Source organism: Streptomyces sp. NPDC001980, from assembly GCF_040296885.1.
GTDB lineage: Bacteria > Actinomycetota > Actinomycetes > Streptomycetales > Streptomycetaceae > Streptomyces.
Genome location: NZ_JBEOYD010000046.1, coordinates 1 through 22,434, shown reverse-complemented (window position 1 = coordinate 22,434; position 22,434 = coordinate 1). Strand labels below are relative to the sequence as shown.

Annotated in this window: 20 protein-coding genes and 2 pseudogenes; 8 read left to right on the top strand and 14 right to left on the bottom strand. The window is 72.5% G+C overall.

What is annotated here, in order from left to right; all coding sequences use genetic code 11:
• Positions 1 to 313 precede the first annotated feature (313 nt).
• Positions 314 to 1,567, bottom strand: a pseudogene (locus tag ABT137_RS42675) (DUF6777 domain-containing protein); the annotation flags it as partial.
• Positions 1,568 to 1,755: 188 nt separating this feature from the next.
• Between ABT137_RS42675 and ABT137_RS42670 the strand changes: the two are divergent.
• Complete coding sequence (locus ABT137_RS42670) at positions 1,756 to 3,045, top strand: streptophobe family protein (RefSeq protein WP_351717609.1); 1,290 nt, start codon at positions 1,756 to 1,758, stop codon at positions 3,043 to 3,045.
• Positions 3,046 to 3,171: 126 nt separating this feature from the next.
• Here ABT137_RS42670 and ABT137_RS42665 read toward each other — a convergent pair whose 3' ends face one another.
• The 3 genes from ABT137_RS42665 to ABT137_RS42655 all read right to left on the bottom strand — a co-directional run bounded on the left by ABT137_RS42665 (position 3,172) and on the right by ABT137_RS42655 (position 6,547).
• Positions 3,172 to 3,720 (bottom strand): SH3 domain-containing protein, encoded by a 549-nt coding sequence (locus ABT137_RS42665; RefSeq protein ID WP_351717607.1) that lies wholly within the window; start codon positions 3,718 to 3,720, stop codon positions 3,172 to 3,174.
• Positions 3,721 to 3,727: 7 nt separating this feature from the next.
• Positions 3,728 to 6,067: an FHA domain-containing protein gene (locus ABT137_RS42660; protein WP_351717605.1), complete on the bottom strand. Its 2,340-nt coding sequence runs from the start codon at positions 6,065 to 6,067 to the stop codon at positions 3,728 to 3,730.
• A gap of 69 nt (positions 6,068 to 6,136) precedes the next feature.
• Complete coding sequence (locus tag ABT137_RS42655; RefSeq protein WP_351717603.1) at positions 6,137 to 6,547, bottom strand: hypothetical protein; 411 nt, start codon at positions 6,545 to 6,547, stop codon at positions 6,137 to 6,139.
• A gap of 310 nt (positions 6,548 to 6,857) precedes the next feature.
• Here ABT137_RS42655 and ABT137_RS42650 point away from each other — a divergent pair.
• Positions 6,858 to 7,220: pseudogene (locus ABT137_RS42650) on the top strand (nuclear transport factor 2 family protein); the annotation flags it as partial.
• Positions 7,221 to 7,316: 96 nt separating this feature from the next.
• Positions 7,317 to 7,604 carry a DUF1905 domain-containing protein gene (locus ABT137_RS42645; protein WP_351717701.1) on the top strand — a complete coding sequence of 96 codons (288 nt, stop codon included), beginning with the start codon at positions 7,317 to 7,319 and terminating at the stop codon, positions 7,602 to 7,604.
• A gap of 107 nt (positions 7,605 to 7,711) precedes the next feature.
• On the opposite strand, the gene mgrA is transcribed toward ABT137_RS42645, so the two are convergent.
• On the bottom strand, positions 7,712 to 8,704 hold the full coding sequence (mgrA, locus tag ABT137_RS42640) for an L-glyceraldehyde 3-phosphate reductase (RefSeq protein WP_351717601.1): 993 nt from the start codon (positions 8,702 to 8,704) through the stop codon (positions 7,712 to 7,714).
• Positions 8,705 to 8,814: 110 nt separating this feature from the next.
• Between mgrA and ABT137_RS42635 the strand changes: the two genes are divergently transcribed.
• Genes ABT137_RS42635 through ABT137_RS42625 form a run of 3 tightly spaced genes read left to right on the top strand, consistent with a single transcriptional unit; the run spans position 8,815 to position 11,826 of the window.
• Positions 8,815 to 9,729 (top strand): LysR family transcriptional regulator, encoded by a 915-nt coding sequence (locus ABT137_RS42635; protein WP_351717599.1) that lies wholly within the window; start codon positions 8,815 to 8,817, stop codon positions 9,727 to 9,729.
• A 60-nt stretch (positions 9,730 to 9,789) separates the two neighbouring features.
• A complete protein-coding gene (locus tag ABT137_RS42630; RefSeq protein WP_351717597.1) occupies positions 9,790 to 11,283 on the top strand; it encodes a carotenoid oxygenase family protein in 1,494 nt (497 codons plus the stop codon).
• A 27-nt stretch (positions 11,284 to 11,310) separates the two neighbouring features.
• A complete protein-coding gene (locus ABT137_RS42625) occupies positions 11,311 to 11,826 on the top strand; it encodes a mycothiol transferase (protein ID WP_351717595.1) in 516 nt (171 codons plus the stop codon).
• On the opposite strand, the gene ABT137_RS42620 is transcribed toward ABT137_RS42625, so the two are convergent.
• From ABT137_RS42620 to ABT137_RS42580, 9 genes are all read right to left on the bottom strand, one after another.
• Positions 11,808 to 12,878 (bottom strand): adenosine deaminase, encoded by a 1,071-nt coding sequence (locus ABT137_RS42620; RefSeq protein ID WP_351717593.1) that lies wholly within the window; start codon positions 12,876 to 12,878, stop codon positions 11,808 to 11,810. The two genes, ABT137_RS42625 and ABT137_RS42620, sit on opposite strands and share 19 nt — an antisense overlap.
• A 38-nt stretch (positions 12,879 to 12,916) precedes the next feature.
• Positions 12,917 to 13,309 (bottom strand): VOC family protein, encoded by a 393-nt coding sequence (locus ABT137_RS42615; RefSeq protein WP_351717592.1) that lies wholly within the window; start codon positions 13,307 to 13,309, stop codon positions 12,917 to 12,919.
• 221 nt (positions 13,310 to 13,530) lie between these two features.
• Entirely contained in the window at positions 13,531 to 14,460 is a 930-nt protein-coding gene (locus ABT137_RS42610; protein ID WP_351717699.1) for a M48 family metalloprotease, read from the bottom strand.
• Entirely contained in the window at positions 14,460 to 14,840 is a 381-nt protein-coding gene (locus ABT137_RS42605) for a BlaI/MecI/CopY family transcriptional regulator (protein ID WP_351717590.1), read from the bottom strand. Before ABT137_RS42605 ends, ABT137_RS42610 begins: the two co-directional genes overlap by 1 nt.
• 393 nt (positions 14,841 to 15,233) lie before the next feature.
• Positions 15,234 to 16,139 carry an oxidoreductase gene (locus ABT137_RS42600; RefSeq protein ID WP_351717588.1) on the bottom strand — a complete coding sequence of 302 codons (906 nt, stop codon included), beginning with the start codon at positions 16,137 to 16,139 and terminating at the stop codon, positions 15,234 to 15,236.
• A 46-nt stretch (positions 16,140 to 16,185) separates the two neighbouring features.
• The gene (locus tag ABT137_RS42595) at positions 16,186 to 16,860 is read right to left on the bottom strand and encodes a chitinase (protein WP_502984663.1); all 675 of its coding nucleotides are present in this window, start codon (positions 16,858 to 16,860) and stop codon (positions 16,186 to 16,188) included.
• A 328-nt stretch (positions 16,861 to 17,188) separates the two neighbouring features.
• On the bottom strand, positions 17,189 to 18,643 hold the full coding sequence (locus ABT137_RS42590) for an aldehyde dehydrogenase family protein (protein WP_502984662.1): 1,455 nt from the start codon (positions 18,641 to 18,643) through the stop codon (positions 17,189 to 17,191).
• Between the two features lie 6 nt (positions 18,644 to 18,649).
• Positions 18,650 to 19,843 (bottom strand): RNA polymerase sigma factor, encoded by a 1,194-nt coding sequence (locus ABT137_RS42585; protein ID WP_351717585.1) that lies wholly within the window; start codon positions 19,841 to 19,843, stop codon positions 18,650 to 18,652.
• A complete protein-coding gene (locus tag ABT137_RS42580) occupies positions 19,843 to 20,193 on the bottom strand; it encodes a YciI family protein (RefSeq protein ID WP_351717583.1) in 351 nt (116 codons plus the stop codon). Before ABT137_RS42580 ends, ABT137_RS42585 begins: the two co-directional genes overlap by 1 nt.
• A gap of 111 nt (positions 20,194 to 20,304) precedes the next feature.
• Between ABT137_RS42580 and ABT137_RS42575 the strand changes: the two genes are divergently transcribed.
• Positions 20,305 to 21,354 carry an acyl-CoA dehydrogenase family protein gene (locus ABT137_RS42575; RefSeq protein ID WP_351717581.1) on the top strand — a complete coding sequence of 350 codons (1,050 nt, stop codon included), beginning with the start codon at positions 20,305 to 20,307 and terminating at the stop codon, positions 21,352 to 21,354.
• A gap of 142 nt (positions 21,355 to 21,496) precedes the next feature.
• A partial coding sequence (gene purU, locus ABT137_RS42570) for a formyltetrahydrofolate deformylase (protein WP_351717579.1) occupies positions 21,497 to 22,434 on the top strand: 938 nt, incomplete at its 3' end.

The following is a 22,434-nucleotide window of genomic DNA, read 5'->3' as shown; positions in this document are numbered from 1 at the left end:
TTGCATCCATGCTCGTACCCCGAGCGCGCTCCGACAGTCCCCAGGGGTGTTCGCCGACCGCGCACACCTCACGTCGCGCTGGTCACACTCCCGGCGAGCCGGCGCCGGCCGAGCCGGGCGGTGCCTGCTGGGCCGGGGACTCCGGAGCGACGGGCGACAGCGCGGACTCGGGGCCGGGCGACGCCGGGGACAGCGGTCCCGGCTGCTGCGCGGAGGACGGCGGCCCCTGGGAGACAGGCCCCTGCGACGCAGGGGGCTGCGACGCCGGCGACTCGTTCTTCGGGGACTCGGTGCGAGGGGACTCGTTTCCGTTACTCGGGGGCTCGGAATTCGGTGACTCGCTCTTCGGGGGCTGCGACGAGGGGGGCTCGGCGGACGGCGGCTTCGAGGCCGGCGACTGCGAGGACGGCGGCTGCGAGGACGGCGGCTCGGACGAGGGCGGCTTCGAGGCCGGCTTCCCGGACGGCGACTGCGACGGCTTCGAGGACGGCGAGTTCGAGGACGGCGAGTTCACCGACGGGGACTTGGAGCCGTGCCCCGGGCTCGCCGGCGTCGACGGCCCGGACGGGACCGGCGGGCACGGGGTGGTGCCGGGTGACCCGGGTTTCCCGGACGCGGGCAGGCAGCCGTGATGGCCCGGCGGGTTGATGGGGTCCGGATCGGCCGGAGGCCTGGCCGGGCGGTCGTGGTGCCCGGTGTGGTCGCCCCGGTGGCGGCCGAACCAGTCGTCGTGCTCGTGGTCGAAGACGACGAACACCTTGATGATCTGCGCGGCGGGTGCGACGACGACGACGCTCGCGGGCCGGTACGCGGCCCAGGCGGTACCGGTGGTCCTCGGGGTGGTCCGCTGCGCGACCGGCGGGGCCAGCGGGTTGCCGCAGGCGCACCGCAGCCGGGGCACGCCGTGCTCGTCGACCAGGACGGCGGTACCCGTCTGGAGGACGGACTGGTAGGTGGTCGCCTTGCCGTCGCGGTAGCCGTGGGCGGTGACCCGGGTGTCCGCGCGCAGCTGTACGGGGGTGAGGGAGCGCAGGTAGGCGGGGACGCCGGACGGCTGGACGCCGACCTGGGAGGCGAACGCCCTGTTGCGGGACGGCGCGGCCTGGAAGTACTTGACCTGCTGTTCGACGTCGCAGCTGGCGCTGTTCTTCGTGCCGCTGTAGAGGCCGGGCGCCCCGCCGTCCACCCCCCGCACCTCGTTCGCCGACGCCGCCGACGCGGCCGGGGCCGCGGACAGCGGCGCCGCGGAGCTCTTCTGGGCGGTGGACTCGGTGAACGGGTCCTGGCCGGAGCTGTTGGCGGCCTGCAGGAAGACCTCGCCGCGTTTCCCGGAGCTGTCGCCCGAACGGGTGAGGACCAGGGCCAGGGCGGCGGCGACCACCACGGCCGTGGTGAGCGTCGCGACCCGGGGCGCCGACCTCCACCACGGCCGGTGCGGCTCCCCGCCCTGGCCGTCGCCGCCTCCGGGCGGCTGCGAGGGGGGTCCGGGGGGTGGCCCGGAGGGTCCGGACAGGGGACCGGAGGGGGGTCCTGTGGGGCGGCCGGACGACGGCGGTTCGACGCTCACGCGCTCATCTCCCCAGTGCAGTAAACGGCATTCATGAAAAATGCCTCATTTGGGGCATATCGAGCCCAATGTGCGCTGGTCCGGTACCGCCCGCAAGCCGACGCGGCACGGACGCGGCACGGACGCGGAGCCGACGCGGACGGCCCACCCGGCGGGCGGCGGGTCCGGGTGTTGCCTAGCGTGACAGCGTGCGTCCCCGGATCGCCTCCGAGCGGCCGGTGGCCGCGCCGGCCGGCCGGTCCGTGGCCCGGCACGGCTGGCCGCCCGCCCTGGCCGTGGTGCTGGCCGCGTCGGTCGCGATGCTCGTGGTGGCCGCGGTGGGGCTGTGGGCGGCGGGCGCGGCGGACCTGCCGAAGGGCGCGTTCCTGCCGGTGGTCCTGGCGACCGTGGTGACGGCGGTCGGCGGCGCCGTCGAGCTGTCGGGGAACGCGGGTGAACTGGCCCGTACGAACGCCGGGCTGACGGTCGTACCGCTGTCGGTGACGCTGGTCGGGGCGCTGGTCGCCGCCGGGGGCTTCCTGCGGCCGCTGCGGCACCGGGCGGTGGCCGGGGCCAGGGAGCTGGCCGGGTGGGCGGCGCGGATCGCGGTGCTGTGGCTGCTCCTGCTGGTCGGGCTCGCGGCCGGTGCCCGGCACACCTTCGCCGTGGACGTGGGCAACGGCACCCTCAGCGATCTCACCGACGCGTTCGGCGCGGCACCGCAGGCGGGCTTCACGACGGACGTGCCGCTGACGGCCGGGTTCAGCCTGCTGTGGCTGGCGGGGATGCTGCTGCTGGCGCTGCTGGTGTCGCGCGGGGCGCCGCTGCCGGGGCGCCTGCTGCGCTTCCAGGCCTCGGTGCGCCCGGCGGCGTACGCAATGGTCGTGCTCGTGCTGGCGTACGTCGTGCTGGCCCTGGTGATCGCCCTGGCCGCGATGGTGACCCGCGGGCACGCCAGGGAGACCCTCGCGGTGATTTTGCTCGGGCTGCCCAACCTGGCCTGGCTGGCCCTGACGCTCGGGCTCGGCGCCACCTGGAGGGGCAGGGTCGACGGCCCGTTCGGGCTGCCGGTGCCGAAGGTGCTCGCCGAGGTGCTGCGCACGCCGGACGTCTCGACCCTGAACCTGCGCACCGTCACCGCCCACGACGGCCGCTGGTGGTGGCTGGCCTGGGTGGCCGCGGTACTGCTGCTGGCGGCCGCAGTCCTGATGGCGGCCCGCTCCCCGGCCGGGATCCGCGCCTGGCAGCACGCCCTGCACCTGGCGGTCGCCCTGGCGCTGACGATGCTGACGCTGTGCCTGAGCGGACGGATCTCCGCCCACTACGGCCTCTCCCTGCTCGGCATCGGCGACCTGGGCGGAAATCTGTCGGGCGAACTGCTGCTGGAGCCCGTGCTGTGGTCGGCGGTGGGCCTGGGCCTGCTGTGGGGCCTGGTCGCCGGGTTCCTGGGCGCGCTGCTGGCCCGCCCGGTGCACCGGCGGGGCGAGGTGGCCGCCTGAGGGCCGTCGGCCGGCTCCGGCTCCCCCAACGGCCCCGGAAGACCGGGCCCGCCCAGGGCGGCGGGCGAGTCAGCGGCCGCTCGTCCCGCGACGTGGGTTCGGAGAGCAGGTCGGCGCCGCCCGGCATCAGCGGTCACCGTCGGGGGTGACCACCCGGGTCGGATCGCGACCGGGGCCGTCGCCGCCCGGCTCCGCCCGGTCGGTGACGTACGTGGACAGCCGCCGCCCGTCGCCGTACAGCCAGCGTCCCTCGGCCGGGTCGTACAGCCACATCGACTCCCCGTCGACCACCACGCCGATGCGCAGTCCGTGCGTACGGCCGCGGAAGGACTCTCCGTCGAGGCCGCCGACGGCCAGTTCCTCCACGGCGGCCCGGTAGCCGGTGAGTGCCTCGGCGGCGCGGGCAAGGAGCGGGCGCGGGTCGGTGGCCTCGGTGGGCGGGCCGCCGGTGACGGGCGGGTCCTGGGGTACGGCGACGAGGTAGCGGCCGTCGACCCAGGCGGACCAGCCGTTGGCGCAGCTGATGTGCGCCCAGTCGCCGCGCCGTTCCACGAGCTGGACCGGCAGCAGCGCGTCGAGGGGCACGGTGGGCCGGGCCGGGTCGGGGGCCTCCCAGGCGGGCATGCCGTCGCCGGGGACGACATGGGTGGGCCGGAATCCTGGCGTCGTCGTCATCGGTCGCCTACTTCCGCATCACGGCCGGTTCGTGCCGGCGCAGCAGCCGGGACAGCACACAGCCGAAGACCACCGACAGCACCACCAGCATGACCATGTTCCGCAGCCAGACGCCCGCCGAGTGCCGGAACAAGGGGTCGGCGGTGAGGGTGCCGGGCACGATCCGGTGCAGTTCGACGGTGCCGGCCATGGCGCCGAGCGCCCAGCGTGAAGGCACCAGCCAGGCGACCTGTTCGAGACCGGGCACGCCGGTCAGCTTCAGCAGGGTCCCGCAGAAGACGACCTGGACGACGGTGAGCAGCACCAGCAGCGGCATCGTCACCTCCTCCTTGCGGACCAGCGCGGAGATCAGCAGGCCGAGCATCATCGCGGTGAAGGAGAGCACGGCCACGGCGACGGTGATCTCCAGCAGGGGCGGCATCAGCACCCCGTCGCCGCCGGGCGCGTTGAGGTCGACGCCGGCCAGGCCGACCTGGGTGAGCACGATCGCCTGGAGCACGGTGATGGCGCCGAGGACGACGACCTTCGACATCACGTACGCCGATCGGGGCAGGCCGACGGCTCTCTCCCGCTGGTAGATCACCCGTTCCTTGACCAGCTCGCGCACGGCGTTGGCCGCGCCGGTCAGCACCCCGCCCACGCACAGGGTGAGCAGGGCGTTGGTCGCGGTGTCGAAGGTGAGCTTGTTGCCGGCGACGGCCCGGGCCATGGCGCCCATCACGAACGGCAGCCCGATCATGATGGCGAGGAAGGTCCGGTCGGCGGCGAGCGCGGCCGTGTAGCGGCGCACCAGCGTCGAGAACTGGGCGCCCCAGCTGCGCGGCCTGGGCGGCGGGTCCGCGGCCACCGGCCCGGAGCGCGGCACCACCGGCTGCGCGCTGGAGTTCACGATGTACTTCCGGTGGTACGACGAGGCGCGGTAGTCCCCCGCCCAGTCCCGGCCGGTGTCCCGCTCGAACGCCTCGAACGCCTCGGGCCACTCGTCGAACCCGAAGAAGCCGAGGGCGTCGCCGGGCGGCCCGAAGTAGGCGGTCCGGCCGCCCGGCGCGAGGACCAGGAGGCGGTCGCAGACGTCGAGGCTCAGCACGCTGTGGGTGACGACGATGACGGTACGGCCGTCGTCGGCGAGGCCGCGCAGCATGTTCATCACCGAGCGGTCCATGCCGGGGTCGAGTCCGGAGGTCGGCTCGTCCAGGAAGAGCAGGGACGGCTTCGTGAGCAGCTCCAGGGCCACGCTGACCCGCTTGCGCTGCCCGCCGGAGAGGCTGTGCACGGGCTGCTCGGCACGCTGTTCGAGGCCCAGTTCGCGGATGACCTCGTCCACCCGCTGCCGGCGCTCGGCCTTCGCGGTGTCCTCGGGGAAGCGCAGTTCGGCGGCGTAGGTGAGGGCGCTGCGCACGGTCAGCTGGACGTGCAGGATGTCGTCCTGCGGGACCAGTCCGATGCGCTGACGCAGCTCGGCGTAGTCGCGGTACAGGTCGCGGCCGTCGTAGAGGACGGTGCCGTGCTCGGCCGGACGCTGCCCGGTGAGGGCGTTGAGCAGGGTGGACTTGCCGGCGCCGCTCGGTCCGACCACGGCGAGCAGGGACTTCTCCCCCACCGGGAAGGAGACGTGGTCCAGCAGGATCTTGCGGCCGTGGTCGACGGCGACGGTGAGTTCCTGGACGTCGAGGGAGACCTCGCCGGTGTCGACGTACTCCTGCAGCTCACCGTCGACCAGGCAGAACGCGGAGTGGCCGATGCCGACGACGTCCCGGGGGCCGAGCGGGGCCCGGGTGACGGCGCGGCCGTTGAGGTAGGTGCCGTTGTGGCTGTCGAGGTCGACGATCTCGTGGCTGTCGTCGGGGTGGCTGCGCAGTTCGGCGTGGTGGCGGGAGACGATCAGGTCGTCGACGACGATGTCGTTGTCGGTGGCGCGGCCGATGCGGACCGTGCGGGCCGGGAGCCGCATCACCGAGGAGGGCTGCCGGAAGGTGCCGGTCCGGGCGGGCATGGAGACGACGGAGGGACGGTCGGCGGCGGGCGCCGGGCGGCCGCTCAGGACGGCGGACGGCCCGTCGGCGGGGCTGCCGAAGCGGATCACCGTGCCCGGTCCGACCTCCCACTCCCGGATGCGGCGGCCGTCGGCGTAGGTGCCGTTGGTGCTCTGCTCGTCCTCGAGGGTCCAGTGGCCGTCGTCGGGCCGCAGCACCGCGTGGTGCCACGAGACCCGGGCATCGTCGATGACGATGTCGCTCAACGGATCCCGCCCGACGTGGTAGTCGCGGCCCGGGCTCATCACCGTGGATCCCGTGTCGGTCTCCAGGACGAGTTCGGGCGCCGTCGAGGCGACCGGCCGCTCCGCCATGGGTAGAATTCTACCGATCCGACCTCTTCTGTGCCTGGTCATGGCCGCGCCGGCGGCGGCCGTCACGTGTCAGGCGACGGGGACGACGAGGGCCGGGATGGTGCGCTGCATCCGCAGGGCGTCGATGGACTCGGCGAGCAGTTCGTACTCCGTGGTGTCGTCCTGGAGCGCGATCCGCACCAGCCGCCCGTCGGCCAACTCGTCGGCGACCAGTTCCTGCCGGGCCGCGTCGGCGCACCAGGCGCGCAGCAGGCCGGGTATGTCGGAGACGGTCTCCGCGACCGGGACGAGCGCCCCCTGCGGGAACCTGGGGTTCTCGGGTAAGGGGTCGAGGCGTTCCGCGATCCAGGAGGCCCGGTCCCGTAACCACCACAGGGCCAGTGCCAGGGTCGGCGCACGGTAGGTGCCGAGGGGAACGCCGATGCGTTGCCCGCCGCACATGCCGTATGCCGTGACATGGCACAGGAATTCGTCGTGCACGATCACTCCCCCGTAGCTCGCCGGTGTGCCGTCGCGGCCGGGTTTCCGTGCGGCTCCTGTGCGGTGAAGTGCTCCTGACATTCGAGTATGTTCACTTTCGAAACACTGTCACCACACCTTTCCGGCCAGTCTCTTGGCATATTCCCCCTGCGAATTGGCCGAAATGCGCGAGCTGCACCGGCCGGCCTTCATTACCCGAGGGGTGAGCGACCCGGCACGCGGACCGGGGCATGGTGGCGCCAACGGATCGCCGCGCACCGCGATCAACCCCCTGACCAGCAGTGACGACCCCGATGAAGGCCGATTCACCATGCCCGTGAACACCGACCGTCACCAGGCCGCAGCCGTCCGTCGCTTCGAGGCCTGGAATGCCACCGAGCCGGAGGCGCCCGGAAAGTCGCCCGCCGAGACCTGAGCCCCGGAGGGCAGTGACACCGGCCCGCTCGCGGATGTCGCCGGACACGCGCAGATCACGGCCGTGATCGCGGCCGCGCGCGAGCAGTTCCCCGGTGTCGTCTTCCGTCCGCTCGGGATCGTCGACGGCCACCAGGACACCGCCTGCTTCGGCCGGGAACCGGTGGACGAGGCGGAAGGCCCGGCTCCGGTGGCCGGTTTTGACGTGGTCACGCTCGGTGAGGACGGCCGGATCCTCCGGGTACCGGGCCTTCCGGACGGGTTCCGGCCCGGGCGTGAGCCGGCGCCCGCGATGAGTTCCCGCGCTCACGGCGGTCTCTCCGACGAGCCAGACCACCGCAAGCGGAGGACCGTCATGAGTACGACCGCACATCTCGACGTGGAATTCACCGCCGTGCTGCGTCGCAGCCCCGCCAAGGGCGGCTGGACCTACGTGGTCTGGCCCGAGTCCGCCGTGTTCTTCGGCACCCGGGGACTGGTCAGAATCCTCGGCACGGTCGACGGGCACCCGTTCCGGAGTTCCTTCATGGCCCTGGGCGACGGCACGCACAAGCTCCCCGTGCGGCCCGACGTCCGCAGGGCGATCAGAAAAGGTGAGGGGGACGCGGTGTGCGTCCGCCTCACCGGACGGATCACCGGTTGACGATCGCGTCGGTCGCCGGGTGACGATTCGGGTCGATCACCCGGCGACGATTCGGCTCGGTCACCGGGTGACGATTCGGGTCGATCACCGGGCGACGACCGGCTGGACTACCGGTTGATGATCGCGTCGATCCGCACCAGCTCCTCCGCGTCGAAGTCGAGGTTCCCGATGGCGCCGACACAGTCCTCGACCTGCTGCGGGCTGCTCGCGCCGATCAGCGCCGAGGTCACCCGGCCGCCGCGCAGCACCCAGGACAGGGCGAGCTGGGCCAGGGTCTGGCCGCGGCCCTTGGCGACGTCGTCGAGGTCGCGCAGCTGGGCGACCAGGTCCGCGGTGACCGCGTCCGAGTTCAGGAACGGGCTGTCGCTCGCGGCCCGCGACCCCTCGGGGATGCCGTCGAGGTAGCGGCCGGTGAGCAGGCCCTGCTCCAGCGGGGAGAAGACGATGGAGCCGACCTGGAGCTCGTCGAGGGCGTCCAGGAGGCCCCCGGTCTCCGGGCGGCGGTCGAGCATCGAGTAGCGCGGCTGGTGGATGAGGAGCGGGGTGCCGAGCTCGCCGAGAATCCGGGCGGCCTCGCGGGTCTGCTCCGCCGAGTAGTTGGAGATGCCGACGTAGAGCGCCTTGCCCTGCTGGACCGCGGAGTGCAGGGCCCCCATCGTCTCCTCCAGGGGAGTCTCCGGGTCCGGGCGGTGCGAGTAGAAGATGTCGACGTAGTCCAGGCCCATCCGGGTCAGGGACTGGTCCAGCGAGGACAGCAGGTACTTGCGCGAACCCCACTCGCCGTACGGGCCGGGCCACATCAGGTAACCGGCCTTGGTGGAGATGACCAGCTCGTCGCGGTAGGCCGCGAAGTCCGCCTTGAGCGCCTCGCCGAACGCCGACTCGGCGGCGCCGGGCGGCGGGCCGTAGTTGTTGGCGAGGTCGAAGTGGGTGACGCCGAGGTCGAAGGCGCGGCGCAGGATGGCGCGCTGGGTCGTCACGGGCCGGTCGGGCCCGAAGTTGTGCCACAGGCCGAGCGACAGCGCGGGGAGCTTCAGGCCGCTGCGGCCGCTGCGGCGGTACGGCATGTCGGCGTAGCGGTCGGGGTGTGCGGTGTACAACGCGACTCCAGAGGGTTGCCACAGGATCTACCGGTTCCACTCTTTCCCGAGCCCCGTGCAGTGGTCCAACAGGAGAATCCGATGGAATTGTGCGACTACCCTTCTCAATCATGGAACTGCGCCACCTCCAGCATTTCGTCGCCGTCGCCGAGGACCAGCACTTCACCCGGGCCGCCGAGCGGCTCATGGTGTCCCAGTCCGGTCTGTCGGCCTCGATCCGGGCCCTGGAGCGGGAGCTGCGGGCGCCGCTGTTCGTGCGGACGACCCGCCGGGTGACGCTGACCGAGGCGGGCCGGGCGCTGCTCGGCGAGGCGGAGCGGATCCTCGCCCAGGTGCGCTCCGCGCACGAGGCGGTGGCCGCGGTGCAGGGCGTGCTGCGCGGGACGCTGGCGCTGGGCACCGAGCAGTGCATCGCCGGGGTGCACGTGGCCGGTCTGCTCGCCGCGTTCCGGCGCCGCCACCCGGACGTGGAGATCCGGCTGCGGCAGGCCGGTTCGGGCGCGCTCGCCGAGGAGGTGGCGGCGGGCCGGCTCGACCTGGCCTTCGCCTACCGCACCCAGGACGACACCGACCAGCTGCGCTCGGTGTCCCTGACCGGCGAGCCGATGACCGTGCTGTGCCATCCCAGCCACCGGCTGGCGACGGCCGGCGCGGCCGTGACCCCGGAGGACCTCGGCGGCGAGGTGTTCGTCGACTTCCACCCGGACTGGGGTCCGCGCCGCACCACCGACGCGGCCTTCGCCGAGGCGGGCGTGCGGCGCACGGTCGCCCTTGAGGTCAACGACGTGCACAGCCTCCTCGACCTGGTCGACGAGAACCTCGGCATCGCCGTCGTACCCCGCCACTTCCGCCACAAGCGCCCCACGCTGACCGCGCTCGCGCTCAAGGACACGGACGAGACCGCGTACGAGACGGTCGCCCTGCTCCCGCCCGAGACGGCCACCAGCCCGGCGGCCCGGGCGCTGATCACCCTCCTCGAAACAGGGGGCCTGGCAACACCCCCGGACGGGGCCTGCCCCTCCTGACCCCGGCTGCCCGTCGCCGCAGACTCGTGGATGTCCACGACGACGACGGGGAGTACGGAGATGGCGGAACACACACGGCGCACGGTGCTGCGCGGGGCGGCGGGCATCGCGGTGGCGGGCGCGCTGACGGGAACGGCGGTCCGTCCGGCGGAGGCAGCGGCAGCCTCAGCGGATACAGCGGATCGTCACTATCCCTTCCTGGAGGGCGCGTTCGCCCCGGTCACCGAGGAACTCACGGCCTTCGACCTGCCGGTCACCGGCCGCATCCCCGCCGACCTGAACGGCCGTTACCTGCGCAACGGCCCGAACGTGCTCGGTCTGGAGGATCCGCGTGCCCACCACTGGATGCTGGGCGAGGGCATGGTGCACGGGGTACGGCTGCGCGGCGGCCGCGCCGAGTGGTACCGCAACCGCTGGGTGCGGTCCTCACAGGTGACGGCGAAGCTCGGCGAGTCCTACCCCGGTCCGGTCCCGCCGGACGACTTCGCCTGCAACACCCACGTCGTCCCCTACCGGGGGCGGATCCTCGCGCTCCAGGAGAGCGGCCCGCTACCGTACGAACTCGACGGCGAGCTCAACACCGTGGGCACCTACGACTTCCGGGGCACCCTGGAGGGCGCGTTCACCGCGCACACCAAGTACGACGCGCACGCGGACGAGTTGCACGCGATCGCCTACTACCCGACCTGGGACCATGTCCGGCACCTGGTCGTGGACCCGGGCGGCCGGCTCGCCCGCACCACCCGGATCCCGGTCCGGGACGCGCCGATGATGCACGACTTCGCGCTCACCGAGAAGCACGTGGTGGTCTTCGACATCCCGGTCACCTTCGACGCGGCGGCCGCCGAGGCGGGCGCGCCGGTGCCGTACGTCTGGAACCGTGAACACCCGGCCCGGGTGGGCGTGATGCCCCGGTCGGGGGGCGCCGTCCGGTGGTTCGGCGTCGACCCGGTCTTCTACTCGCACACCCTCAACGCGTACGACGAGGGCGGGTCCGTGGTGATCGACCTGACGACCTATCCGGCGCCGTTCGACGTCGCGAGCGCCACCACCGACGGACCGCACGCGGTGGGCACCGCGAAGCTGGAGCGCTGGACCGTCGACCTGCGCCGCGGGCAGGTCCGCAGGCGCACCCTCGACGACCGGCCGCAGGAATTCCCCAGGGTCAACGAGGAGTTGGTGTCCCGCCGGCACCGCTACGGCTACTCGGCGGCCGCCGCCGAGATGTCCGTCGCCTATCTGGCCGGCGACGGCAATCCACCGGACCGCGCCTTCTCCAACGCCCTCTTCAAGCACGACCTTTCACGCGGCACGGCCGAGGTGCACCGGCTGCCGAGGGGCGCGGCGGCGGGAGAGGCGGTGTTCGTGCCGGGCGAACACGGGCGGCGGGAGGACGACGGGTACGCGATCGCCTACGTCCACAATCCGGACCGGGGCGCCGCCGACCTGCTGATCCTCGCCGCGCAGGACTTCACCGGCGAGCCGCTGGCCCGGGTGCACCTGCCGGGCCGGGTGCCGCTGGGCTTCCACGGAAGCTGGATTCCGGACGCATGACGACCGGCGATGCGCGATCGTGGTCGCATGCATGCAAGGGACATCCTCATCGACGGCTTCGGCCGCATCCAGGAAGAAGTCCATGCCGCCCTCGACGGCCTCGACTCCGATGTGCTCAGCAAGCTCCCTGCCCCCGGCGCCAACTCCATCACCTGGCTGGTCTGGCACCTCACCCGGATCCAGGACGACCACGTCGCCGACGCCTTCGACCTCGACCAGGTGTGGCCGGCCCAGGGCTGGGAGAAGCGTTTCGGCCTCGACCTGCCGCCCCGTGACCACGGGTACGGCCACACGCCGGCGCAGGTCGCGAAGGTCACGGTGGACTCCGGCGATCTGCTGACCGGCTACTACGACGCGGTGCACGAGCAGACCCTGGGGGTGCTGCGCGAGCTCCCGGCCAAGGATCTCGAACGGATCGTGGACACCCGCTTCGATCCGCCGGTCACGCTGGGCGTACGGCTGGTGAGCGTCCTGTCCGACGACCTTCAGCACGTCGGACAGGCCGCCTATCTGCGGGGGCTGCTTCAGAGCGCGGAGGCGTAGCCCGGCAGGACGACGTCCTCGATGAGGGCCCTGCGCTCGTCGAACGGGATGAACGCGCTCTTCAGGGCGTTCACCGTGACCGTGCGCAGGTCCTCGACGGTCCAGCCCGCCTCCGCCACCAGAAGGGACATCTCCCGGGTCATCGTCGTCCCCGAGACCAGCCGGTTGTCGGTGTTGAGGGTGACCCGGAAGCCCAGTTCCTTCAGCGCGGTGATCGGGTGCTCGGCGATGGACGTGGCGCAGCCGGTCTGGAGGTTGGAGGTGGGGCACATCTCCAGCGCGATACGACGGTCGCGCACCCAGCCGGCGAGGCGGCCGAGCTTGCCGTCGACGATGTCCTCGGTGATCCGCACGCCGTGCCCGATGCGCTGGGCGCCGCACGCCTGGACCGCCTGGTGGATGCTGGGCAGGCCGAACGCCTCACCGGCGTGGATGGTGAAGGGCACGCTCTCGCCGCGCAGGTACTGGAAGGCGTCCAGGTGGTCGGCGGCCGGGAAGCCGGCCTCGGCACCGGCGATGTCGAAGCCGACGACACCGGCGTCCCGGTAGGCGACGGCCATTTCGGCGGCCTCGCGGACCCGGTCGAACATCCGCATCCCGCACAGCAGGGTGCCCACGCGGACGGGCGTGCCGGCGGCAGCGGCCTTCGCCATACCGGCGGCGAGCCCCTCCTGCACGCTCTCCACGACCTCGTTCAGCGTGAGCCCGTCCGTGACGTTCAGCTCCGGCGCGTAGCGGACCTCGCCGTAGACGACACCGTCGGCGGCCAGGTCGAGGACGTACTCCTCGGCGACCCGCCGCAGTCCCTCCTTGGTCTGCATCACCGCGAGGGTGTGCTCGAAGGTGGCTATGTAGCGGACCAGGTCGCCGGAGTTGGCGGCCTCGAAGTACCAGGCGGCCAGCTCGTCGGGGTCGGTGGTGGGCAGGGTGTGACCGACCTCCGCCGCGAGCTCGACGAGGGTGGCGGGGCGCAGGCCGCCGTCGAGGTGGTCGTGCAGGACGGCCTTGGGAAGGCGACGGATCACGTCTGCGTCTACGCGCGTAGCAGTCATGGTGGAGCTGTCCTCGGCAGGTGGTTCGGAGTGGTCGGTCAGGCGGCGGGCTGGAGCAGGTCCCAGCGGTTTCCGTAGAGGTCCTGGAAGACGGCGACGCTGCCGTACGGCTCGTGCCGCGGCTCCTCCAGGAAGGTCACGCCGGCGGCGGTCATCCGGGCGTGGTCGCGGGCGAAGTCGTCCGTGTGCAGGAAGAAGCCGACACGGCCGCCCGTCTGGTCGCCGACGCGGGCACGCTGGTCCTCGTCCTTGGCACGGGCGAGCAGCAGTCCGGTGCCGTGCCCCTCCCCGCCGGGCTCCACGACGACCCAGCGGGAGCCGTCCGGGCGCGGGGCGTCCTCGACGAGCCGGAACCCGAGGGCCTCGGTGTAGAAGCGGATCGCCTCGTCGTAGTCGCCGACGACGAGAGTGACCAGGGCGACGCGTCGCATGGGGGCCTTTCGGTGGAGCGGTTAGCGGGAGAGGTTATACGTAAAACTCCAGGGATGCCAGTCGCCTATTCCGGGGGGACGAATTCTCGGAGGGACGACTATTCAGGGGGCGACGACTGGAGCGCCCCGTCAGGGGCGCTGGGGGTACCCCCAGCCGAAAGCTGGGGGAGGAACTGCGCGACCAGCCACAACGGACCCGCACCTTCCAAACGGCGCCCCGACTACCGCTCCGCTTCCCCCTGAGCGACCTCCACCCGATGGTGAAAGTCGGCCATCCCGGTCGCGGAGGCGACACACGACACCCCGGCGCAAGCCACCAGCAGCACCGCGACCCACCTCCCGGCCCGCCGCCGCCCGCGCGGCGCGGCCAGCAGCGCCTGCACCCGCTGCGGCACCGGCCCCGACGCGGCACCCGGCGCGAACGCCGGCCGCTCCACACCGCCGCCCTGCCCCGCCAGCGCGGCCCGGGCGATCGCACGGGCGGTCAGCCGCCGGTCGCCCACCGCGCTCGCCGCGGCCTCGTCCGCGGCCCGCTCCACGGCCAGCCGAATGACGTCCCGAACCCCGCGCAGCGCCGGATGGCAGTGCGCGGCGAGCTCGGCCGCGGCGAGAAAGTAATGATGCCCGCCCGCATTGTGCGCCCGTTCGTGCGCGAACAGCGCCTCCCGCTCGCTCCCGTCGAGGCTGCGCAGCATCCCGGTGGTCACCACGATCCGGTGCGGCCTGCCGGGCAGCGCGTACGCGTCCGCACACGGCGAGTCGACCACGCACAGATCACCCGCCGCGGGCCCTCGCCCGGCCTCCGTGCGGGCCGCGCGGAAGGCGCGGACCTGTCGGAGCACCGACCGTGCGAGCGTCCAGACACACACGGCGAGGCCGCCCACCGACACGGCGGCCAGCGGCAGCACGTAGCGGTCGGCGGCGGTGTGCAGTGGCCGGATCAGCTCGCCGAGCGCCGCGAAGAACGGCAGGCTGAGCAGCCCGGTGAGGACGAACGCGCCGAGCGCGGCGAGCGAGCACCCCGCGAGGGCGACGGCCGAACCGGTGATCGCCCGGAGCGCGACGACGGGGGCCAGCCGGTCGAGGGCCCGTCGGGCCAGGGCCGGCAGGGCGAACGGCAGCAGCAGCGGCAGGATCAGTAGTGCGATCATCATCCACCGGATTGCTCGTCGGCTTCGAGCAGGCCGCGCAGCACGCGCTCGTCGTCGGGGCTGAGCTGGGCGACGAACCGGGCGAGCACGGTCTGCCGGTCGGTGTCCCGGTCGAGTTCGGTGTGCATCCGCTTCGCGGTGAGGCCCTGGGCGTCCTGGACGGGGACGTAGGCGTAGCCGCGCCCCTGTCGGTGCCGTTCGACCACGCTCTTGTCGTGCAGCCGGGTCAGGATCGTGGTCACCGTCGTCCGGGCCAGGTCGGTGCCGAGGCTCCGCTGCACCTGTCCGGGGGTCTGGGGCGCACCGGCGGCCCAGAGAGCCGCCATGACGCTCGCCTCCAGTTCGCCGGCCGGCCGGCGTTCGTCCTTCGGGTCGGCCATGGAAGGTTCCTCACCCCTTCTTCGTCCTCGGTCCGCAGACCGTCTACTGCAGTGTAGTCAGCCCGGCGGCGGCCGACGCCCGTGCACCCATTATGGGGAGCCCGTCGCGGGAGGGGGGGCGCCGTCGCCGGCCGGGGAGTCATCCCGGGGTGCGCGGTACCGGTGACCCAGGACGCGGGCCCGAGGCGCGGGGCGGGCCCGACCGGCAGCGTCGCGGCCATGGAGATCACGAACCCGGCCCGTTCCCCCGAGCAGCGCAACCACGACGTGCTCGGTCGTCCGGAGCGGGCGACGGACATCTGGGCGGCCACGGCGGACGACGGCGGGCCGGCACCCGTGCCAGGACAGCCCGTTTGTGATGCGGGACCGGGTGCGGCGGTGTGCGCCGGACCGTCAACCGGCCTTGGTGTGGAGGGCGTTCAGCCGGGTCAGCTCGTCCTCGGTGAGCCGGATGGCGCCGGCCGCCACGTTCTCGGCCAGGTGGTCCGGGTTGCCGGTGCCGGGAATGGCGAGGACGTGCGGGCCCTGGTGCAGGGTCCAGGCGAGGCGGATCTGGGCGGGGGTGGCGCCGTGGGCGCGGGCGACGGCGAGCACTTCGTGGTCGTGGTTCGCGGTGGCGCCGAGCGCCCCGGCGTCGCCGGCGACGGCGAAGAACGGCACGAAGGCGATGCCCCGTTCGCCGCAGATGCGCACGACCTCGTCGGTGGCCGGGTTCGCCGCGTCGAGTCCCCAGCGGTTCTGCACGCACACCACGGGGGCGATGGCCAGCGCCTCGTCGAGATGGCGCGGTTCGACGTCGGAGACGCCGAGATGCCGGATCAGCCCGGCCTCGCGCAGTTCGGCGAGGGCGCCGAAGTGCTCCGCGATCGAGTCCTGGCGCATCCGGCGGAGGTTGACGACGTCGAGGTGGTCGCGGCCGAGCTGGCGCAGGTTCTCCTCGACGTGCCCGCGCAGCTGGTCGGGGCGGGCGGAGGTGCCCCACTCACCGGAGTAGTCGCGGTAGGGGCCGACCTTGGTGACGATGACCAGGTCGTCGGGGTACGGGGAGAGCGCGGTGTTGATGAGCTCGTTGGCGGAGCGCAGGGCGGAGAAGTAGAAGGCCGCCGTGTCGATGTGGTTCACACCGAGCTCGACGGCCTTGCGCAGGACGGCGATCGAGCGGTCGCGGTCGCTCGGGGTGCCGTGGTGGAAGGCGGCGCTGCCCGTCAGCCGCATCGCGCCGAAGCCGAGGCGGTGGACGGGCAGGTCGCCGAGTTTCCAGGTGCCGGAGGCGTCCGCGGTGATCGTTTCGGAGGTCATCGGCGGAGTGTCGCACACGATCCTGACGACGATCCTGACGAAGGGGTCAGCAGTAGAGGTTGCTGCCGGTCGGGACGCCGAGGATCTGGGTGAACTTCTGGTAGGCGCTGACCCGGCTCTGCACCTGCGCCGGGTTCTTGCCGTCGCACTCCAGGGAGCCGTTGATGGAGCGGATGGTCTGGCCGAAGCCGGCCTGGTTGACCATGGCGTTGTGGCCGGTCATGGTGCCGGGGCCCTTCTGGGTGTTCCAGTACCACAGGCCGGTCTTCCAGGCGACGGCGGAGTTGTTCTGGACCTGCCAGGGGTTGCTGAGGAGGTCGATGCCGAGCGCGTCGCCCGCGGCCTTGTAGTTGAAGTTCCAGCTGAGCTGGATGGGGCCGCGTCCGTAGTAGGCGGACTGGCCTGCGGGGCAGCCGTAGGACTGGCTCCAGTCGCAGTAGTGCGAGTAGTTGGCGGTGTTCTGCTCGACGATGTAGACCAGTCCGCCGGTCTCGTGGCTGACGTTCGCGAGGAAGGCGGCCGCCTCCTGCTTCTTCACGGTGTCGCTGCCGGTGTTGGCGAAGGCCGGGTAGGCGCTGAGGGCGGCGGTGAGGCCGCTGTAGCTGTAGAACGAATTCCGGTTCGGGAACATCTGGTTGAACTGCGCCTCGCTGACGACGAAGCCGGCGGCGGAGGCAGAGGGGGCCGCCTGGAGCACCAGGACGGAGCTGCCTATGGCCAGCGAGGTCAGGAGTGCGGCGATACGGCGCCTCAACACGGATCAACTCCTTTGCGGAGCACGGCCGCGCCCCTCGAAGGGGGTGCGGCCGCGGTGGGGGGTGTGAGGCACACTCAACTGCCTTGGTCTGTACCAGTCAAGGGTGTAGACCAGTCAACCGGCCGTCGGGCCCCGGGCCACGGCAACCGCAATTGCGCCCGGAAACAGGAAAGTCGGGCAGTCGAGGCCGACGGCCCGCCCCCTCGCCACCCCACGGCATGGCACGGCACGGCACGGCAGCAGTCGGGCCCGGCCGCGTCGGTGCGGTCGGGCCCGGAGGGTGGTGGGGGGGTCAGCTCAGGGGCTTGGCGAGGATCGCCTTGCGGTGGCTGAACGTCTCGATGGAGTAGCGGCCGTGGTAGCTGCCCATGCCGCTCTCCCCCACCCCGCCGAACGGCAGGTCGGAGACGGTGAGATGGGCGAGCGGCAGGCCGTGGCCGAGGGCGCCTGAGGACGTCTCGGCGGCGATCCGCTCCCGGGTGGCGTCGGACTCGCTGAACACGTAGAGCGCGAGGGGCTTGTCGCGGTCGTTGATGAAGTCGATCGCGCCGTCGAGGTCCGGGACGGTCACGATGGGCAGGATCGGGCCGAAGATCTCCTCCTGCATCACGGGGGACTTCGGGTCGACGTCGGCCAGCACGGTGGGCGCGATGTACTTGGCGGCACGGTCGGTGTCGCCGCCGACGGCCACCCGGCCCGAGCCGAGCAGTGCGCTGAGCCGGTCGAAGTGGCGCTCGTTGACGATCCGGCCGTACTCGCCGGACTCCTTGGGCTCGCTGCCGAACAGCCCCTGGACGGCCTCGGCCAGGGCGGGCTCCAGGGCCGCGGCCGTCTCGGGGTCGGTCAGGACGTAGTCGGGGGCCACGCAGGTCTGCCCGGCGTTGAGGAACTTGCCGCGCGCCAGCCGCTGCGCGACCGCGGTGAGGTCGGTGTCGCGGTCGACGAACGCAGGGGACTTGCCGCCGAGTTCGAGGGCGACCGGGGTGAGGTGCTCGGCGGCGGCGCGCATGACGATCCGGCCGACCACGCCGTTGCCGGTGTAGAAGATGTGGTCGAAGCGCTCGGCGAGCAGGGCCGTGGTCTCGGGGATGCCGCCCTCGACCACGGCGACCGCCTCGGTGTCGAGGTAGGCCGGGAGCAGCCGGGCCAGGGCGGCCGAGGTCGCGGGGGCCAGCTCGCTGGGCTTGGCGACGACCGCGTTGCCGGCGGCGAGGGCGCCGGCCACGGGGGCGAGCAGCAGCTGGGCCGGGTAGTTCCACGGGGCGATGACGAGGACGACGCCCAGCGGGTCGTACTGCGTCCAGGCGGTCGCGTCGTCGCCCAGGTGCCTGGGGACCGGCGCGGACTCGGGGCGGAGCCACTCCTCCAGGTGGTCGAGGGTGTGGTCGATCTCCCGGACGGTGAAGTCGATCTCCGAGCCGTAGGCCTCGCGGGTGCTCTTGCCCAGGTCCGCGTGGAGGGCCGCGGCGATCTCGTCGCCGCGCTCCGTGAGCATGGCGCGCAGCCGACGGAGCTGGCCGGTGCGCCACTCGACGGGCTTGGTGCGGCCGGTGCGGAAGGTGGCGCGCAGCCGGGCCACGATGTCGGCGGGCTGCTCGGGGGTGGGCTGGTTCACGGATGCCTCGCTGGTGATGCGCTCGGGCCGCACGGCCCGACCGGGGTCTCGACGATCAGATGCATATTGCAACCTTTCATGGACCGAAGTAAATTCCGGCAGCCCGAAACTACTGGGTTTGACGAAGGTCACATCCGCTCAGCCGGTGAGTTCGCACCGCCGCCGTTCGAGGTGTACCCGTTCGGGCAGGCTGCCGGTGAGCGCGATGGCCGCGTCGTACTCCGCCACCGCCTCGCGGTCGCGGCCGAGCCGACGCAGCAGGTCGGCGCGGACGGCGTGCAGCACGTGGTATCCGGGCAGGTCGAGCGCGTCGACCAGCTCCAGAGCCGTCTCCGGGCCCTGCATCTCGGCGACCGCGACCGCCCGGTTCAGGGCCGCGACCGGACTCGGGGCGACCGCCATGAGCTGGTCGTACAGCGCCAGGATCTGACCCCAGTCGGTGGCCCCGGCGCTCGGCGCGTCGCTGTGGACGGCGTTGATCGCGGCCTGGATCTGGTAGGCCCCGGGCCGGTTGCGCCGCAGGCACCGCCGGACGAGGTCCTGTCCCTCCGCGATCAGTTGCCGGTCCCAGAGCCCGCGGTCCTGCTCGGGCAGCGGCACCAGTTCGCCGGCCACCGGCTCCCGGGCGGGCCGCCGGGCCTCGACGAGCAACATGAGCCCGAGGAGCCCGGCCACCTCCGGCTCGTCCGGCATCAGTTCGTACAGCAGCCGCCCCAGGCGTACGGCTTCGGCGCACAGCGCGGGGTCGCCGCCGTAGCCCTCGTTGAAGACGAGGTAGACGACGGCCAGGACCCCGTTCAGCCGGTCGGGGAGGTCGGCGTCCTTCGGTACCCGGTAGGGGATGCCCGCGTCGCGGATCTTCGCCTTGGCGCGCACCAGGCGCTGGGCGAGGGTGGGCTCGGGGACCAGGAAGGCGCGGGCGATCCGGGCCGTGCTGAGCCCGCCGAGCAGACGCAGGGTCAGGGCCACCCGGGACTGGAGGGCGAGCGCGGGGTGGCAGCAGGTGAAGATCAGCCGGAGCCGTTCGTCGCGCACGGGGCCCTCCTCGGCCGGTCGGTCGGGCGCGTACAGCCGGGCGGCCTCGGCGTGCCGGGCGTCCCGGGAGGACTCGCGGCGCAACCGGTCGGTCGCGCGGTTGCGCGCGGTGGTGATGATCCAGCCGGCCGGGCTCGGCGGCACTCCGGTGCCCGGCCAGCTGTCGAGTGCCGTGGTGAAGGCGTCCTGGACCGCTTCCTCGGCGAGGTCGATGTCGCCGAGGAAGCGGACGAGGACCGAGACCGCGCGCCCGTACTCGGCACGGAACACGGCCTCGACGTCGGCGGCGTCCGCCATCAGTGCTGGTCCACGAAGGGCCGTACCTCGATGGGGAGGGTGGTGGCGAGAGCGGCCTTGCGGCCCCATTCCAGGGCGGCGTCGAGATCCTCGGCACGGATGAGGCAGAGGCCGCCCAGGTACTCCTTGCCCTCGGCGTACGGCCCGTCGGTGATCAGTACGTCCCCGCCTTCGGGCCGCAGCATCGTGGCCGTCTCCGGACCGTGCAGTCCGCCCGCGAAGACCCAGGCGCCGGCCGCGCGCAGTTCGTCGTTGAAGGCCTCGACGTCGCGCATGATCGCGGCGAGCGCGTCGGGGGAGGGCGGGGTGCCGCCGGCCGGCTGGACCACGCTGAGCAGGTAGTGCTTCATGACGTTCTCCTCGATCGTCGTGAGGTGTTCCGTGGGGTGTGTTCGCCTTCTACACGAACGGCAGGCCCCCGGATCGACACCTCGCACCGCGCAACCGAAAGAATCTTCTCCATGACCATCGCCGCACATCCGCTCGTCGCCCGCGCCCGGGAGCTCGCCGACGGCCTCCTCTCCCCCGCCGCCGAGCGCGTCGACCAGGAGGGCGTGCCCGCGAGCCACATCGAGGCGGTCAAGCGCTCGGGCCTGCTGGGGCTGAACGCGCCGGTGGCGTACGGCGGCTCGGCGGCGCCCGCGGCCGTGGCGCGGGAGACGGCGGAGATCCTGGCCGGGGCGTGCTGCTCGACCTGGTTCGTGCAGACGCAGCACCACACGCCGGTGCTGACCCTGGCCGGGTCCGGTCTGCCGGTGCGGGAGCGCCTGCTGGGTCCGCTGGCGCGCGGTGAGCTGCTGTCGGGGGTCGCGTACGCGCATCTGCGGTCGTACCCGCGGGTTCCCGTGCGGGTCCGGCGGGAGGCAGGCGGGTGGCTCTTCTCCGGCACCGTGCCCTGGTTCACCGGTTGGGGCCTGAACGACGTGCTGCTGCTGGCCGGGGTGACCGAGGCGGACGAGGCCCTGTTCGCCTTCGTCGAGGCCCGGGAGCAGCCGGGCCTGCGGCCGTCGGAGCCGATGCGCCTGGCCGCGCTCACCGCGTCCCGGACGGTGTCCCTGGACCTGGACGGCCTGCGGGTCCCGGAGGAGGCGGTCGCGCTCCGGATGCCGTTCGAGGAGTGGGCGGCGACGGACCGCCCGAAGACCCGCAACACCGGTCCGGCGGTCTTCGGGATCGCGGAGGCGGCGCTGGCGCTGGTGGCGGAGGAGTACGCGGCCGGCCTGCGGGGCCGTCTGGCGGAGGTCCGCCGCCGGGCCTACGCGCTGGCCGACCATCCGGTGCCGTACGAGCACGCGGAGGAGCGGCTGGCGCTGCGGGCGGAGGCGTTCACGCTGATGCGTACGGCCACGACGGCGGCCGTGGTGACGGGCGGCGGCCGGGCGATGTCGCTGCACCACCGCGCCCAACGGCTGGCCAGGGAGGGTCTGTTCCTGCTGGTCCAGGGCCAGACGAGCGAGTCGCGCACGGCGCATCTGACGGGACTCGCGGAGCGGCACCACTCCGGTCGTTGACGCGACCGGCGGACGCATGCGTTGCGCATCGCACAGAGTAGTGCGCCAAGTAGAACGTTACCTCTTGACCCGTCGACCCTCTTGGCTGGACCATGTTGCGTATCACTCATGTCGTTGCGCAATGTGCATCAGGGAGGATGTCGTGTCCCCTCGACCGCAGCCCGGCCGCGAGTTCGTCCTCACCCTTTCGTGTCCCGACCGGGCCGGTCTGGTCCACGCCGTCACCGGGTTCCTGGTCGGCCACGGCGGCAACATCCTGGAGAGTCAGCAGTTCGACGACCGGCTGCAGGACCGCTTCTTCATGCGGGTGCACTTCGACGTCCCGGCCGGCGCCGGCTCGCTGGAGGAGCTGCGCGCAGGTTTCGTCCCGGTCGCCCAAGAGCACCGGATCACCTGGCGGCTGACCGACGCGTCGACCCCGACCCGCACCCTGATCATGGTGTCGAAGTTCGGCCACTGCCTCAACGACCTGCTGTTCCGCAGGTCCACGGGCGCGCTCAACATCGAGATCCCGGCGATCGTCTCCAACCACCGTGACTTCGAGCCGCTGGCCCGGACCTACGGCATCCCCTTCCACCACATCCCGGTGACACCCGACACCAAGGCGGAGGCGGAGGCCCGGCTGCTGCGCCTCGTCGGCCACCTGGACGTCGACCTGGTGGTGCTCGCCCGGTACATGCAGATCCTCTCCGACGACCTGTGCAAGCAGCTCGACGGCCGGGCCGTCAACATCCACCACTCCTTCCTGCCGAGCTTCAAGGGGGCCCGGCCCTACGTCCAGGCGCACCAGCGCGGCGTCAAGCTGGTGGGCGCCACCGCGCACTATGTGACGCCCGACCTGGACGAGGGCCCGATCATCGAGCAGGACGTCGTCCGGGTGAGCCACGCGCACGCGCCGGACGAGCTGGTCGCGCTGGGCCGTGACGTGGAGGCCCAGGTGCTCGCCCGCGCCGTGCGGTGGCACAGCGAGAGCCGGGTCCTGGTCAACGGCCGCTGCATGGGCCAGAATGAGCCCGTGCCTTCCCTGTTGCTGATCGAGGACGACGACGCCATCCGCACGGCCCTGGAGCTCTCTCTGAC

Bases quoted from the DNA above. Each gene is read 5' to 3' on its own strand.
- ABT137_RS42605 (WP_351717590.1), bottom strand. From the start codon at position 14,840: ATGGCCGACCCGAAGGACGAACGCCGGCCGGCCGGCGAACTGGAGGCG.
- ABT137_RS42580 (WP_351717583.1), bottom strand. From the start codon at position 20,193: ATGAAGCACTACCTGCTCAGCGTGGTCCAGCCGGCCGGCGGCACCCCG.
- ABT137_RS42585 (WP_351717585.1), bottom strand. From the start codon at position 19,843: ATGGCGGACGCCGCCGACGTCGAGGCCGTGTTCCGTGCCGAGTACGGG.
- ABT137_RS42615 (WP_351717592.1), bottom strand. From the start codon at position 13,309: ATGCGACGCGTCGCCCTGGTCACTCTCGTCGTCGGCGACTACGACGAG.
- ABT137_RS42575 (WP_351717581.1), top strand. From the start codon at position 20,305: ATGACCATCGCCGCACATCCGCTCGTCGCCCGCGCCCGGGAGCTCGCC.
- ABT137_RS42625 (WP_351717595.1), top strand. From the start codon at position 11,311: ATGCATGCAAGGGACATCCTCATCGACGGCTTCGGCCGCATCCAGGAA.
- ABT137_RS42635 (WP_351717599.1), top strand. From the start codon at position 8,815: ATGGAACTGCGCCACCTCCAGCATTTCGTCGCCGTCGCCGAGGACCAG.
- ABT137_RS42665 (WP_351717607.1), bottom strand. From the start codon at position 3,720: ATGACGACGACGCCAGGATTCCGGCCCACCCATGTCGTCCCCGGCGAC.
- ABT137_RS42610 (WP_351717699.1), bottom strand. From the start codon at position 14,460: ATGATCGCACTACTGATCCTGCCGCTGCTGCTGCCGTTCGCCCTGCCG.
- ABT137_RS42630 (WP_351717597.1), top strand. From the start codon at position 9,790: ATGGCGGAACACACACGGCGCACGGTGCTGCGCGGGGCGGCGGGCATC.
- ABT137_RS42660 (WP_351717605.1), bottom strand. From the start codon at position 6,067: ATGGCGGAGCGGCCGGTCGCCTCGACGGCGCCCGAACTCGTCCTGGAG.
- ABT137_RS42645 (WP_351717701.1), top strand. From the start codon at position 7,317: ATGAGTACGACCGCACATCTCGACGTGGAATTCACCGCCGTGCTGCGT.
- ABT137_RS42620 (WP_351717593.1), bottom strand. From the start codon at position 12,878: ATGACTGCTACGCGCGTAGACGCAGACGTGATCCGTCGCCTTCCCAAG.
- ABT137_RS42600 (WP_351717588.1), bottom strand. From the start codon at position 16,139: ATGACCTCCGAAACGATCACCGCGGACGCCTCCGGCACCTGGAAACTC.